Source organism: Aliihoeflea sp. (genome assembly GCF_052435475.1).
In the GTDB taxonomy this organism is placed as follows: Bacteria; Pseudomonadota; Alphaproteobacteria; order Rhizobiales; family Rhizobiaceae; genus Aliihoeflea.
The window spans coordinates 67207-81260 of the sequence record NZ_JBQVMV010000003.1 but is presented as its reverse complement, the minus strand read 5'-3'; the positions used below and the strand labels follow the sequence as shown (position 1 = coordinate 81260).

The window sequence follows — 14054 nt, the reverse complement described above, 5'->3', positions numbered from 1 at the left end:
CGCAGCTACCATCCAGCCATGACCCAGCCCCCTGTCCTTTCCGACGACGAACTCGAGCGCTACGCCCGTCACATCGTGCTGGCCGAGATCGGCGGCCCGGGACAGCAGAAGCTGAAGCGGGCGCGCGTCCTCGTCATCGGTGCCGGCGGGCTCGGGGCACCGGTCCTGCAATATCTCGCTGCCGCCGGCATCGGCACGCTCGGCATCGTCGACGACGACCACGTCTCGCTGTCCAACCTTCAACGCCAGGTGATCCACGCGACCGAGGCGGTCGGCACGGCCAAGGGGGAAAGCGCCGCCGAGGCGATCGGTCGGCTCAATCCGAACGTGAATGTCGAGATCCACGCCCTGCGCATCACCGCCAAAAATGCCGCCAACCTCCTCGAAGGCTACGACATCGCTGTCGATGGATCGGACAATTTCGACACGCGTTATGCGCTGGCCGATGCCTGCGCTGCAGCCAACATTCCGCTCGTCACCGGCGCGGTCGGCCGCTTCGACGGGTCGCTGACCGTCCTGAAACCTTTCGAGGCGGGGCCGGACGGGCGGCAGAACCCGTCCTACCGCGACCTCTTTCCCGAGCCGCCGCCGGCCGGCCTCGTTCCGTCCTGCGCGCAGGCCGGCGTCGTCGGCGCGCTGACAGGCGTCATCGGCACGTTGCAGGCGATGGAAGTCATCAAGCTCGTCACCGGCGCTGGCGAACCGCTGGTCGGCCGGCTTCTGCTTTACGACGCGCTCGGCGCGCGCTTCGACGTCGTGAAATACCGCGCGGCTAAACCTTGAGCGGCAACACCCTGTCCGGCGGGCGGTGGCCGTCGAAATAGGTGCGGATGTTGATGATCACCTTCTCGCCCATGTCGATGCGGCCCTCGATGGTGGCCGAACCCATATGCGGCAGGATCACGACGCGGCCCTTGGCCGCCAGTTTCAGCAGCTTCGGGCTCACAGCCGGCTCGTGTTCGAAGACATCGAGCCCGGCGCCAGCCAGCTTCCCCTCCTGCAGCATCCTGATCAGCGCATCCTCGTCGATGATGTCACCTCGGGCGGTGTTCACGACATAGGCCGAAGGCTGCAGCAGCGCAAGGCGGCGGGCCGAGAGCAGATGGAACGTCGCCGGCGTCGACGGGCAGTTGACCGAGATGATGTCCATTCGGGCCAGCATCTGGTCGAGGCTCTCCCAATAGGTCGCCTCCAGCTCGTCCTCGATCTTCGGCGCGACGCGCTTGCGGTTATGATAGTGGATCGACAGTCCGAACGCCTTGGCGCGGCGCGCGACGGCAGTGCCTATGCGGCCCATGCCGACGATGCCGAGCCGCTTGCCCCAGATGCGGTGCCCGAGCATCCAGGTCGGCGACCAGCCCGGCCATTTGCCATCCTCGCTCAAGACATCCGCGCCCTCGACGAGCCGGCGTGGCACGGCAAGCATCAGCGCCATCGTCATGTCCGCCGTGTCCTCGTTGAGGACGTTCGGCGTGTTGGTGACGGTGATGCCCTTCTTTGCCGCGCTCGCGACGTCGATATTGTCGACGCCGTTGCCGTAATTGGCGATCAGCTTCAGATTGGGTCCGGCCTGCTCGATCAGCGCCGCGTCGATCCGGTCGGTGACCGTGGGCACCAGCACGTCGGCCTCGCGCATCGCGGCCACGAGCTGGGGCTGCGCCATCGGCCGGTCGTCGACGTTCAAGCGCGCGTCGAAAAGCTCGCGCATCCGCGTTTCGACCTGATCGGGGAGCTTGCGGGTAATGACGACCAGGGGCTTCTTGCGGCCTGCCATGGGTTCCTCGAATCCTGACGCGTTGAGACCTCTTTAACCAAGAACGCCGATAGTTCAAACCGGAATCACCCGCATTTCCTGGCGTGGCGCCGTCCGCTACGGTGGCGCTGGAGATGATATGTCAGAAAGGCCCGTTTCGACCATGCAGGACCACATCCCCTCTTCCTCGCGCCCGCGCCGCCTTGCCCTGGCGGGCCTCGCGGTTCTGCTGGCGTTCGGCGGCCTGGGGCTTGGCGGGCTCGCACCGGCGTCGACGGCCAGCGCCCAGGAAGTCGGGCCGAGCGGCCTGCCGCTTCCGCGTTTCGTCAGCCTGCGCGCCAACCGCGTCAACCTTCGCGTCGGCCCCGGCACGAATTACGCCGTCGAATGGATGTATCTGAAGTCGGGCCTGCCGATGGAGATCATCCAGGAATACGACAATTGGCGCCGTGTGCGGGATGCCGAGGGCGCGGAGGGGTGGATCAACCAGTCGCTTCTTTCGGGAAGCCGCACCGCCGTCGTCGCCCCGTGGCACAAGGGCAAGGACGACGTCCAGATCAACCTCTACGGCGAAGCCAACCGCGCCGCCGCCATCCGGGCCTATATCGAGCCGGGCGTCGTCGGGTCGATCCGGGCCTGCAATGGTGAATGGTGCGAGATGGAGTTTGCCGGCAACCGCGGCTGGATCGAGCAGGCGCAGGTCTGGGGCGCCTATCCGGGCGAAACCTACACCAACTGACGGATCAGATCGGGTCAGCCGCGCTTCGGGCGCAGGCGAATGACGATATCGACATTCGCGATTTCCATGCCTTCCGGCGGTTCGGGCAGGTTGGTGACGGTCACCGGTCCATGCTCGATATCCATCACCCGGTTCTCGCCTTCGACGAAGAAGTGGTGATGGTCGGACGTGTTCGTGTCGAAATAGGTGCGCGCACCTTCGACGGCCAGAATGCGCAGCAATCCCGCCTCGGTGAACTGGTGCAGCGTGTTGTAGACGGTCGCCAGCGAAACGGCGACGCCGGCGCCCTGCGCCTCCTCGTGCAGTTCCTCGGCCGACAGGTGACGATCGCCCTGCGCGAAAAGAAGATCGGCAAGCGCGATGCGCTGGCGCGTGGGCCGAAGCCCTGCACGCCTGACGCGCGCTTCGATCTGTGCTGCGGAGGTCTCGCTGCCTGAGGCCATTCTCTCGCCGGTAAACTCGTTCATACAAACCGTGTTGCTGCCGAACTTTCCGGGCAGCGTTGTCAAGAAGATATATTCGGTAAGCCGGCCGCGATCAATAGCGGCGCATTGACCGGCGCGGACGGGCGCGTTAAGCGCGAAGCGCGGTTTCCTCGGGCAAACCGACTATGCTAGGGACTTTCTCAAACGGTCGTGAAGCGACCGTGCCAACGGGACGGAGCGATATGGCTGACCAGAAATCGAGCTACGGTTACGAGGATCTTCTCGCCTGCGCCGAGGGCAAACTGTTCGGTCCCGGAAACGCCCAGCTCCCCGCTCCCCCGATGCTGATGTTCGATCGCATCACGCAGATCAGCGAGACGGGCGGCGAATTCGACAAGGGCTTCGTGCGCGCCGAACTCGACATCAAGCCCGACCTCTGGTTCTTCCCCTGCCACTTTCCCGGCAACCCGATCATGCCCGGCTGCCTCGGTCTCGACGCGATGTGGCAGTTGACCGGCTTCTTCCTCGGCTGGCTCGGCGAAGAGGGCAAGGGCATGGCCCTTTCGACCGGCGAAGTGAAGTTCAAGGGCATGGTGACGCCATCGGTGAAGAAGGTCGAATACGGCGTCGACTTCAAGCGCGTCATGCGCGGCCGCCTCGTCCTCGGCATCGCCGATGGCTGGCTGAAGGCCGATGGCGAACAGATATACAAGGCGACCGACCTCAAGGTCGGCCTGTCGAAGCAGGAAGCCGCGTAAGGCATCCCGACACAATCGCGGACATTCGTGCCCGCCATCAAATGGAGCGCCATATGAGACGCGTCGTCATCACGGGTTTGGGGATCGTGTCCTCGATCGGAAGCAATGCCGAGGAGGTGACGGCCTCGCTGCGCGACGCGCGCTCGGGCATCTCCTTCTCCGACGAGTTCGCCGAGCACGGCTTCAAGTGTCAGGTCTGGGGCAAGCCCGATCTCGACCCCACCGAGGTCGTCGACCGTCGCGCCATGCGCTTCCTGTCCAAGGGCGGCGCGTGGAACCATGTCGCCATGGAACAGGCGATTGCCGATGCGGGCCTCGGCGAAGCCGAGATCACCAACGAGCGCACCGGCATCATCATGGGCTCGGGCGGTCCGTCCACCCGCCAGATCGTCGAGGCCGCCGACATCACTCGCGAGAAGGGCAGCCCCAAGCGGATCGGACCGTTCGCAGTGCCGAAGGCGATGTCGTCGACCGCGTCCGCAACGCTCGCCACCTGGTTCAAGATCCACGGCGTCAACTACTCCATCTCGTCAGCCTGCTCGACCTCGGCGCACTGCATCGGCAATGCCTACGAACTGATCCAGTTCGGCAAGCAGGACCGCATCTTCGCCGGCGGCCACGAAGACCTCGACTGGACGATGTCGAACCTCTTCGACGCCATGGGCGCCATGTCGTCCAAGTACAACGACCGCGCCGAAGTCGCCTCCCGTGCCTATGATGAAGGCCGCGACGGCTTCGTCATCGCCGGCGGCGCGGGCGTCCTCGTCCTCGAGGACCTCGAGACGGCCAAGGCGCGCGGTGCGAAAATCTATGCGGAAGTCGTCGGCTACGGCGCGACGTCGGACGGTCACGACATGGTCGCCCCCTCGGGCGAAGGCGCGGTGCGCTGCATGCGCCAGGCGCTCGCCAACGTGAAGGGCGACGTCGACTACATCAACACCCACGGCACCTCGACGCCGGTCGGCGACTCCAAGGAAATGGGCGCCATTCGCGAGGTTTTCGGTGAAAAGATCCCGCACATCCAGTCGACCAAGTCGCTGACAGGCCACTCGCTCGGCGCTGCCGGCGTGCAGGAGTCGATCTATTCGCTCCTGATGATGCAGGCCGGCTTCATCGGCGAGAGCGCTCATATCGAGAACCTCGATCCCGAGTTCGAAGGCATGCCCGTCGTGCGCAAGCGCATCGACGACGCCAAGTTCGACATCGCGCTGTCCAACTCGTTCGGTTTCGGCGGCACCAATGCGACGCTGGTCTTCCAGCGTTACCAGGGCTGATCCGATGGATGGTTTGATGAAGGGCAAGCGCGGCCTCGTCATGGGCGTCGCGAACGATCACTCGATCGCCTGGGGCATCGCCAAGCAACTCGCCGAGCACGGCGCCGAACTCGCCTTCACCTATCAGGGCGAGGCGTTCGGCCGCCGCGTGAAGCCGCTCGCCGAAAAGGTCGGCGCGAAGCTCGTCCTACCCTGCGACGTCGAGGATTCCGCCTCGATCGACAGCGTTTTCGATGCACTGAAGGCCGAATGGGGGACGATCGATTTCGTCGTCCACGCCATCGGTTTTTCCGACAAGAACGAGTTGAAGGGCCTCTACGCCAACACGACGAAGGACAACTTCACCCGCACGATGGTGATCTCGTGCTATTCCTTCACGGAAATCGCCCGCAAGGCCGCCGAGATGATGAATCCCGGCGGCTCGATGCTCACGCTGACCTATGCGGGGTCTGTGCGCGTCATGCCGAACTACAATGTCATGGGCGTCGCCAAGGCGGCGCTTGAAGCATCGGTGCGGTATCTGGCGGACGATTACGGACCGCGCGACATCCGCGTCAACGCGATCTCCGCAGGTCCCGTGCGCACGCTCGCCGGCGCCGGCATTTCGGATGCGCGGCTGATGTTCTCGTTCCAGAGCCGCAACTCGCCGCTTCGCCGCACAGTCACGATCGACGAGGTCGGCGGCTCGGCCCTCTATCTACTGTCCGGCCTGTCCTCGGGCGTGACCGGCGAGATCCACTATGTGGATTCGGGCTACCACATCACCTCGATGCCGCAGCTTGACGAGTTGAAGTCGACCGACAGGATCGTTGGTGAAGGCGCGTAAATCCCGTTCAAGGTTGCAAAATATATCTTAAGGAGTCGGCGGTAATACATCTGTGAAACAGGGTGTTACCGCATGACGTCTCGAAATCCGATCCGGACGAAGGGCTTCCGGCTGCTGACGATCGCAGCCTGCACGCTCGGCAGTTTCGTGATCGGATTGGCCGCCGCCCGCTACGGCATGGGCGGCGTCGGCGGCATCCCGGCCGAGATCGTCGGCCTCAGCATGGCGGCGCTCTGCGCCTTCGCGGCGGCAAGTTCGGCCGCTTCCTTCTTCGCCGGCGTCGATGAATCCGTCCAGTATGTCTACCACGAGACCCAGCACGACAAGCTGACCGGCCTGCCCGGCCGCCAGGCGATGATGTCGAAGATTCGCGAGGCGGCGGACCGCACGCGATCGACCGGCGCGCCCGTCTTCCTGATCGACATCGACATCAATCGCTTCAAGTCGATAAACGATGCGATCGGCTATTCCAACGGCGACGAACTGGTCCGCGTCTTTGCTGAACGGCTGCGGCAGGTGGTGCCGGTCGGCACGGCGATCGGCCGGATCGGCGCCGGAGAATTCGCCCTTCTCTATCAGGACGAAGGCAAGGCGGAGCGGGTCGACCTCTTCGTCGAATGCCTGCTCGACCTGATGACCAAGCCCTACCGGCTGGCCACGCATCTGCAGTCGATCAATCTGTCGATCGGCATCGTCTCTCTGCCCAAGGACGGCTTCGAGCCGACGCGCCTGTTGCGCCTGTCAAACCTTGCGCTTCAACACGCCCGCGTCTCCGGCGTCGGCGGCTGGGCGGTGTTTCATCCCGAAATGGGCGAGGTCGCCGATTATCGCCAGTGGATCGAGGCCGAACTCAACGGCGCGTTCGAGCGCGGCGAATTTTCCCTGCACTATCAGCCGCAGCACGATCTTTCGAGCGGGCGGATCGTGGGCTACGAGGCCCTGATGCGCTGGACCCATCCTGCGCGCGGGATGATCCCGCCGGCCGAGTTCATCCCGATCGCCGAAGAAACGGGCATGATCGCGCCGATCGGGGCGTGGGCGCTTCGCCAGGCTTGCCTCGACGCGCGCCGCCTGCCGCAGGATTGCTTCGTGGCGGTCAACATCTCGGCGGTCCAGTTCATGACGCGCGACTTCATCGCCCAGGTTGCCGCCGTCGTGGCGGAGACGGGGATCGATCCCTCCCGCCTGGAAATCGAAATCACCGAAACGGCGATGATGCAGGACCGCGACCGCGCCGCCGCGATCCTGAAGGACCTGACGGCGATGGGGCTGACGGTCGCCGTCGACGATTTCGGCACCGGCTATTCCAATCTGAGCTATCTGATCGACTTCTCGTTCCACAAGCTGAAGATCGATCAGTCCTTCATCCAGCGGCTGGAGACGGATGCAAGCACCGGCGCGGTCGTCTCGACCATCGTCGGCCTGTCGCGCGCGCTCGGCGTCCACACGATCGCCGAGGGCGTCGAGACCGAGCATCAGGCGACGCTTCTGCGCGCCGCGGGCTGCCATATCGTCCAGGGCTATTATTACGGCCGGCCGGCACCGCTGTCCGTCGCCGCGGTCGAGCAGAAGCCGTTCCTGCGCGCGGTAAGCTGACTACTTCCGGGCCCAGAGGACCTTGAACCCAGCTTCGCGCACGCTCAGGCCCGTCGCGGCGAACATATCCGACAGAGTCGCCTCGTAAGGCAGGTGCACATTGGCGACGAGATGAAGCCGGCCACCCGGTTTCAAGAGCCGCCAAGCGCCTGCGATCATTGCCCGTCCGACGTCCGGGTCGCCGCTGCGCCCTGTATGGAAAGGCGGGTTCATGACCACCGCGTCGTAGCGTTCGCGCGGGTCTTCGGCCGCGACGTCGAGCCAGCGCGTCGTGCTCGCCATGGCACCCGCCAACCGCTTCATGTTTGCTTCCGCCGCCTTTGCCGCGGCGTGGCTCGCCTCGTAGAGATCGATCCGCTTCACCTTCGGGCAGCGCGCGGCGATCTCCACCGACAGGTATCCCCACCCGGCGCCGAGATCGGCGACCGCGCCGTAAAGGTCCTTCGGCAGATGCTCCACCAGAAGGGCCGAGCCCGGATCGATCCGATCCGCCGAGAACATGCCCGGCATCGTCTCGTACCGATCGTCGACGACGATGGTTTCGAGCTTTTCGGCCGGCGCGCCATCGGCACGGAACCAGAAGACGTTGCCATGGTGCTTGGCCGCCTGGCCTTCGATCTCGAAGCGATCCTTCAGCCGTTTGCGCAGGCTGTCGGCACCGTCGGTCTTGAGGCCGGCGACGACCACGAGGCCGCCTGGCTTTACGCGCGCACTGGACTCCAGCACGTGATGCTCGTTCATCTGCCGGTGCCGGCCGCACAGGACCAGCGCCAGCGCATAGCCGTCGCCGTCCAGAGCTGGCGTCACGCGACAGCCCGTACGCTCGATCTTCAGGAACTCGGGGCGGAAATCCTGCACGGCATCGACGCTCGCCGCCTTGAGCCCGCGCACCAGCGCTTCCGTGGCGTTCAGCGCAAGCAGGCGCCCGCTCTCGGGCAGGTCGAGCATCCCGGTCTCGAATGGATGCAGCAGCGTCTTCGTCGCGTCGTTCACGGCAACCTCACAAAAAAACGGGCGCGAAGATCGCGCCCGTTCCATCTCAGATATCGGCGAGGATCAGGCGTCGGCCTCTTCGGCGTCGGCCGACTTCTTCTCGCGGACGAGTTCCTTGCCGGTCTCCTGGTCGACGACCTTCATCGACAGGCGGACCTTGCCGCGCTCGTCGAAGCCGAGCAGCTTGACCCAGACCTTCTGGCCTTCCTTGACGACGTCGCCGGTCTTGGCGACGCGGTCGGCGGCGAGCTGGCTGATGTGGACCAGTCCGTCCTTCGGGCCGAAGAAGTTCACGAAGGCGCCGAAATCGGCAACCTTGACAACCGTGCCCTCGTAGATCTCGCCGACTTCCGGCTCGGCCACGATGGTGTGAATCCACTTGCGTGCCGCCTCGATCTCCTTCGCATTCGACGAAGCGATCTTGACCGTACCGTCGTCCTCGATGTTGATCTTGGCGCCGGTCTTTTCGACGATCTCGCGGATGACCTTGCCGCCCGAGCCGATCACGTCGCGGATCTTGTCGGTCGGGATGTTCATCACTTCGATGCGCGGTGCGAATTCGCCGAGCTCCGAGCGGCCCTCGGTGATGGCGTTGGCCATCTCGCCCAGGATATGAACGCGACCGTCCTTGGCCTGGCCGAGCGCGATCTTCATGATCTCCTCGGTGATGCCCTCGATCTTGATGTCCATCTGCAGCGAGGTGATGCCGGCTTCGGTGCCTGCCACCTTGAAGTCCATGTCGCCGAGGTGATCCTCGTCGCCGAGGATGTCGGAGAGAACCGCGAAGCGCTCGTCTTCCTTGATCAGGCCCATCGCGATGCCCGCGACCGGCTTGGCCAGCGGAACGCCCGCATCCATCAGCGCGAGCGACGTGCCGCAAACCGTCGCCATCGAGGACGAGCCGTTGGACTCGGTGATCTCGGAGACGATGCGCAGCGTGTAGGGGAACTGCTCGACGGCCGGAAGCATCGGACGGATCGCGCGCCAGGCGAGCTTGCCGTGACCGATCTCGCGACGACCGGGCGAACCCATGCGACCCGTTTCGCCGACCGAGTAGGGCGGGAAGTTGTAGTGAAGGAGGAAGCGCTCCTTGTAGGTGCCGGTCAGGGCGTCGACGAACTGCTCGTCTTCGCCGGTGCCGAGCGTGGCGACGACGATCGCCTGCGTCTCGCCGCGGGTGAAGACGGCCGAGCCGTGCGTGCGCGGAAGGACGCCGACTTCGGAGACGATCGGGCGGACCGTCGAGAGGTCACGGCCATCGATGCGGCTCTTGGTGTCGAGGATGTTCCAGCGGACGATCTTCGCCTGGAGCGACTTGAACACGGTGCCGATCTGTTCGGAGGTCCACTTGGCCTCTTCGCCCTCGGCTGGTGCGAAATGCGCCTTGACCTTGGCCTTGACGGTGTCGACAGCGCTGTAGCGCTTCATCTTGTCGGTGTTCTTGTAGGCGGTGCGCAGCTCGTCTTCGACGAGGCCCAGCATTTCGCCTTCGAGCGCCGAATAGTCGGCCGGCTTGAACTCGCGCGGCTCCTTGGCGGCGACTTCGGCCAGCTTGATGATCGCGTCGATCACCGGCTGGAAGCCGCGATGGCCGAACATGACGGCGCCGAGCATGGTCTCTTCGTCGAGTTCCTGCGCTTCCGACTCGACCATCAGGACCGCATCGCCCGTTCCGGCGACGACGAGGTCGAGCTTGGACTCGGGCATCTCGTCGACATGCGGGTTGAGCACGTATTCGCCGTTGATGAAGCCGACGCGCGCGCCGCCGATCGGGCCCATGAAGGGCACGCCCGAAAGCGTCAGGGCTGCCGAGGTCGCGACGATCGCCAGGATGTCCGGATCGTTTTCGAGGTCATGCTGCATGACGGTCACGACGACCTGCGTGTCGTTCTTGTAGCCGTCGGCGAAGAGCGGGCGGATCGGACGGTCGATCAGGCGGGAAACCAGCGTTTCCTTCTCGCTCGGACGGCCTTCGCGCTTGAAGAAGCCGCCGGGGATCTTGCCGGCCGCGTAGGTCTTTTCCTGATAGTTGACGGTCAGCGGGAAGAAGTCGAAGCCGGGCTTCGGCTCCTTGGCGGAGACGACGGTCGCCAGAACGACGGTCTCGCCATAGGTTGCCAGAACGGCGCCGTCGGCCTGGCGGGCGATCTTGCCCGTCTCCAGAACCAGCGGGCGGCCTGCCCATTCGATTTCCACGCGATGGTGATTGAACATGTAGTGTCCTTTCATGGCCGAACCTTGCAAAGCCTTCGCCTTGCCGATCCCGGCCTGTCTTTGGCGGGACGAGCCACGGGCAAGACAACGGGAGGCTCTCGTCTGCGCCTAAAGCGCGAGCATCCTGCAATCCTGCCCCATGACCGATCCCATGGAGCGTCCCGGCCTTCATGGCCACTGGGACGGGTCGGGCACCGTGCCCGAATGCGAAAATCGGCGGGAGCGCAAGCGATCCCGCCGAAAAACTGTTAGCGGCGCAGGCCGAGCTTTTCGATCAGCGTCTGGTAGCGGCCTTCATCCTTGCCCTTGAGATAGTCAAGGAGCTGACGGCGCTGCGAGACGAGAGCCAGAAGACCACGGCGGGAATGGTTGTCCTTCTTGTGGTCCTTGAAGTGCTCGGTCAGGTTCTTGATACGCTCGGAGAGCAGCGCGACCTGAACTTCCGGCGAACCGGTGTCGTTCTTGGTGGTCGCGTATTCGGCGAGCAGTTCCTGCTTGCGTTCAGCGGTGATCGACATCTCATGCTTCCTTTCGATTGGGAGGAATGGGGTCGCCCACGGCCGGGATGTCGTCCAGCGGGGGCCAGTGGTCGCGGCAGCAAAGGCTGCGGCGATGGCGCGCATATAGTCCATATGCGCCGACATTGCCAGCTAATTCAGCGAAGCGGGCCTCAGCCGCCGAACCGACGCTCGGCCTTCATCGCGTCGGGGTCGGGCAGAAGCTTTTCGACCGGCATGGTGAAGCGACAATGCAGCCCGTCCGGCGTGATCTCGCGGTCGATCACCGCATCGAGGGTGCCACCCAACATCCGCTCGATGACTTCGGTGCCGAAGCCGCGTCCCTCCTCACGCGGCTCCAGCCGCGCCACGGTTTCGCGCCAGTCGATCACCAGATTTTCGCTGCCGATCGTCCATTCGACGGCGAGGCGGCCGCTATTCGTCGAAAAGGCACCGTATTTCGACGCATTGGTCGCCAGTTCGTGGACCGCGAGCCCGATCGTCTGCGCCGCCTGGTTGGACAGGCGAAAATGCGGCCCTGTCATCGTCAGTCGCGAGGCTTCGCCCGGGCGGAACGGCTCGATCTGCGCCTCGAGCAGTTCACGCAGTTCGACGCCCGCGACGCCGCCGGCGATCAGGAGATCGGTCGAGCGCGCCAGCCCCTGTACGCGTTTCTGGAACGAATCCTGGAAGGCGTCGAAATCGGGCGCATGGCGGGCCGTCTGCTTGGCGATGGACGATACGACGGTCAACTGGTTCTTCGATCGGTGTGCGACCTCGCGCATCAGGAACCGGATTTCACCTTCCGCCTCCTGCCGGTCGTGCGACGCTTCGGCAAGCGCGGACGAGACGGTCGCGATTTCCGACACCTTGTACGGCTTGGCGGTCACTGCATCGCCCGAGCCGAGCCGACGCGCGTCGACGGCCAATTCGCGCACCGGGCGCGTCACCTGACGCGCGAGCACCCAGGCGAAAAGCGCACTGAGCGCCGCGAGGAGAAGCCCGCCGAAGGCGAATGTCTGCAAGGCGCGCGTCAAAGGCGCAGCCACGACTTCGGTGGGAGACCAGACGACCACCTTCCAGCCGCTCAAGCGCGAATTGACCGTGAAGGTCTCGTAGTTCGCACCGTCGACGGCCAGGGTCTGGCGCGAGGGGGCGCTGTCGGAACGGCCCTCCTCCCAGAGCAGGAACGGCTTGCCGATGTCGGACGACATGAAGGTCGTCGCAACGACGATGCCGTTGCCATCGACGACCGAGGCGTTCCAGCCGCCGCGCAGGTTCTGCCCCGCGATGAGGCTCGTCAGGTCCTCGGCATTTTGGGTCAGGACCAGCACATGCCGCTTTTCGTCTTCATCCCAGGGCACCATGACGTTGAAGACCCATTTCTGGGCGACCTCACCGTAGAATGCGTTCGAGATGACCGTATTGCCCGTATCGAGCGCACGCTGTGCCGGTATCGGGTCGGATGTCTGGCCGAGATCGGCGCCGAAGTCGACGCGCGTATTGATGAGCTGGTCGAGATTTTCGTCGAGCAGGATGAAGTAGGACCGGGTGTCGCGAAGCGCGCTTCTGGCCCGGTCGTACAATTCAACGAGATCGTCGGTGTCGAGCGAGCGCGACGTCGACAGCACCCGCAGCGTCGTCGTCATGCCGGCGAGTTCGCGGTCGATCGTCTCGACGATCGATCCGGCCGTGGCTTCGGCCAGCGTCGTCAGTACGTCCTGCTGGGCCCGGTTGTTGCGTTCGAGCAGGACAGCGGTGAACAGAAGTGTCGGAATGAGCGCGACCGCGACGAGTGCGCCGAGATACGCGCCGATCGGCAGCGGCCACGAGAAGAGGCGAGTGCGCACGTTTTCGGCAGGCTTGTCGGTCGCTCCGTCGCTCAAATCATTCCCCCGGCTCGCGAGCGATTCGAGCTCGTCTCGTCTGCAGGTTAGCGCATGTGTCGACGTCGAGGCGCTAACAATTGATGAACGTTTTCCCCTTCCGGAGAATCGTTCACCGATTGCTAAAATTCAATTAGGGCGAAAAACCGGGCGCGTCGCGCTCAGCCGACGAAAACGCGCTTCGGCTTGAACATGCCCGCCTCGATCATGCCGATCGCGACGAGCTTGCCGCGCGCTGTCGCGCAGGCTTCGTCGGCTTCGAGCGGCGCGTCGCGGCCGCGGATGATGACCGGGTTGCCGAGCCGGATGCGCGCGGCGGCATCATCCGTCAGCGCCACCTGCGGCAGGCAGTCGAGCGCGGCGCCAGTGTCGACGAGCAGGTCGTCGAGCGCCTTCAGTTGCGCGCCTTCCGGCCGTCGGGGCGCCTCGCCCTCGGCCAGTTCCGGCGCGTTCGAGGCCACGGCCGCTTCCAGTTCGGCGAGCGTGACCAGATCATCGGCGGTGAACGGGTCGACCTCGGTGCGCCGCAGCGTCGAGATGTGACCGTAGCAGCCCATGTCGCGGCCCATGTCGCGGGCGAGCGAGCGCACATAGGTGCCCTTGCCGCACTCGATCTCGAACACCGCGCTGTCGTCGTTGCGTTCGATCAGGTCGAACCGGCCGATCTCGACCTCGCGGGCCGGAATGTCGACCGTTTCGCCTTCGCGGGCGAGATCATAGGCGCGCTCACCGGCGATCTTGATGGCGGAGAATTGCGGCGGCGTCTGCATGATGACACCGGTATAGTTCGGCATGACCGCGCGAATGTCGGCCTCGGTCGGCCGTGCATCGGAGCGTTTCGTGACATCGCCCTCGAGGTCGTCGGTCGCCCGCTCCTCGCCCCAGGTCACCGTGAAGCGGTAGACCTTGGCGCCGTCCTGCACATAGGGCACCGTCTTGGTCGCCTCGCCAAGCGCGATCGGCAGCATGCCGGAAGCGAGCGGGTCGAGCGTGCCGGCATGGCCGGCCTTTTCGGCGTTGAACAGCCACTTCACCTTCGAGACCGCATCGGTGGAGCCCATGCCCACCGGCTTGTCGAGGATCAGCCAGCCGG

12 protein-coding genes and 2 pseudogenes are annotated in these 14054 nt (G+C 64.8%); 6 read left to right on the top strand and 8 right to left on the bottom strand.

Annotated elements, in window-relative coordinates; genetic code table 11:
* Positions 1 to 18 precede the first annotated feature (18 nt).
* Entirely contained in the window at positions 19 to 783 is a 765-nt protein-coding gene (moeB, locus tag ACT6QU_RS05935) for a molybdopterin-synthase adenylyltransferase MoeB (RefSeq protein WP_444836563.1), read from the top strand.
* Here the strand turns inward: moeB and ACT6QU_RS05930 are convergent.
* Positions 773 to 1774, bottom strand: coding sequence for a 2-hydroxyacid dehydrogenase (locus ACT6QU_RS05930; RefSeq protein ID WP_444836562.1), 1002 nt, complete (start codon positions 1772 to 1774; stop codon positions 773 to 775). The genes moeB and ACT6QU_RS05930 overlap by 11 nt on opposite strands.
* Before the next feature lie 142 nt (positions 1775 to 1916).
* Between ACT6QU_RS05930 and ACT6QU_RS05925 the strand changes: the two genes are divergently transcribed.
* Positions 1917 to 2492, top strand: coding sequence for an SH3 domain-containing protein (locus ACT6QU_RS05925; protein ID WP_444836573.1), 576 nt, complete (start codon positions 1917 to 1919; stop codon positions 2490 to 2492).
* A 14-nt stretch (positions 2493 to 2506) separates the two neighbouring features.
* On the opposite strand, the gene irrA is transcribed toward ACT6QU_RS05925, so the two are convergent.
* Entirely contained in the window at positions 2507 to 2935 is a 429-nt protein-coding gene (irrA, locus tag ACT6QU_RS05920) for an iron response transcriptional regulator IrrA (protein ID WP_444836561.1), read from the bottom strand.
* A gap of 224 nt (positions 2936 to 3159) precedes the next feature.
* On the opposite strand from irrA, the gene fabA reads away from it, so the two are divergent.
* From fabA to ACT6QU_RS05900, 4 genes are all read left to right on the top strand, one after another.
* Positions 3160 to 3675 carry a 3-hydroxyacyl-[acyl-carrier-protein] dehydratase FabA gene (fabA, locus tag ACT6QU_RS05915; protein WP_024586724.1) on the top strand — a complete coding sequence of 172 codons (516 nt, stop codon included), beginning with the start codon at positions 3160 to 3162 and terminating at the stop codon, positions 3673 to 3675.
* Positions 3676 to 3728: 53 nt separating this feature from the next.
* Positions 3729 to 4949, top strand: coding sequence for a beta-ketoacyl-ACP synthase I (gene fabB / locus ACT6QU_RS05910; protein WP_444836560.1), 1221 nt, complete (start codon positions 3729 to 3731; stop codon positions 4947 to 4949).
* Between the two features lie 4 nt (positions 4950 to 4953).
* The gene (gene fabI, locus ACT6QU_RS05905; protein ID WP_444836559.1) at positions 4954 to 5775 is read left to right on the top strand and encodes an enoyl-ACP reductase FabI; all 822 of its coding nucleotides are present in this window, start codon (positions 4954 to 4956) and stop codon (positions 5773 to 5775) included.
* 72 nt (positions 5776 to 5847) lie between these two features.
* Positions 5848 to 7371 (top strand): putative bifunctional diguanylate cyclase/phosphodiesterase, encoded by a 1524-nt coding sequence (locus ACT6QU_RS05900; RefSeq protein ID WP_444836558.1) that lies wholly within the window; start codon positions 5848 to 5850, stop codon positions 7369 to 7371.
* Here ACT6QU_RS05900 and ACT6QU_RS05895 read toward each other — a convergent pair whose 3' ends face one another.
* The 6 genes and pseudogenes from ACT6QU_RS05895 to truB all read right to left on the bottom strand — a co-directional run.
* Positions 7372 to 8364: a class I SAM-dependent methyltransferase gene (locus ACT6QU_RS05895; RefSeq protein WP_444836557.1), complete on the bottom strand. Its 993-nt coding sequence runs from the start codon at positions 8362 to 8364 to the stop codon at positions 7372 to 7374. It abuts the gene before it with no gap.
* A gap of 63 nt (positions 8365 to 8427) precedes the next feature.
* Positions 8428 to 10578: a polyribonucleotide nucleotidyltransferase gene (pnp, locus tag ACT6QU_RS05890; protein WP_444836572.1), complete on the bottom strand. Its 2151-nt coding sequence runs from the start codon at positions 10576 to 10578 to the stop codon at positions 8428 to 8430.
* A 248-nt stretch (positions 10579 to 10826) separates the two neighbouring features.
* Positions 10827 to 11210, bottom strand: coding sequence for a 30S ribosomal protein S15 (gene rpsO, locus ACT6QU_RS05885; RefSeq protein WP_444836571.1), 384 nt, complete (start codon positions 11208 to 11210; stop codon positions 10827 to 10829).
* Between the two features lie 38 nt (positions 11211 to 11248).
* Entirely contained in the window at positions 11249 to 12961 is a 1713-nt protein-coding gene (locus ACT6QU_RS05880; protein WP_444836556.1) for a sensor histidine kinase, read from the bottom strand.
* Positions 12962 to 13122: 161 nt separating this feature from the next.
* Positions 13123 to 13353: pseudogene (locus tag ACT6QU_RS05875) on the bottom strand (tRNA pseudouridine(55) synthase TruB); the annotation flags it as partial.
* A 42-nt stretch (positions 13354 to 13395) separates the two neighbouring features.
* Positions 13396 to 14022 (bottom strand): annotated as a pseudogene (truB, locus tag ACT6QU_RS05870) (tRNA pseudouridine(55) synthase TruB); the annotation flags it as partial.
* Between the last annotated feature and the right edge of the window lie 32 nt (positions 14023 to 14054).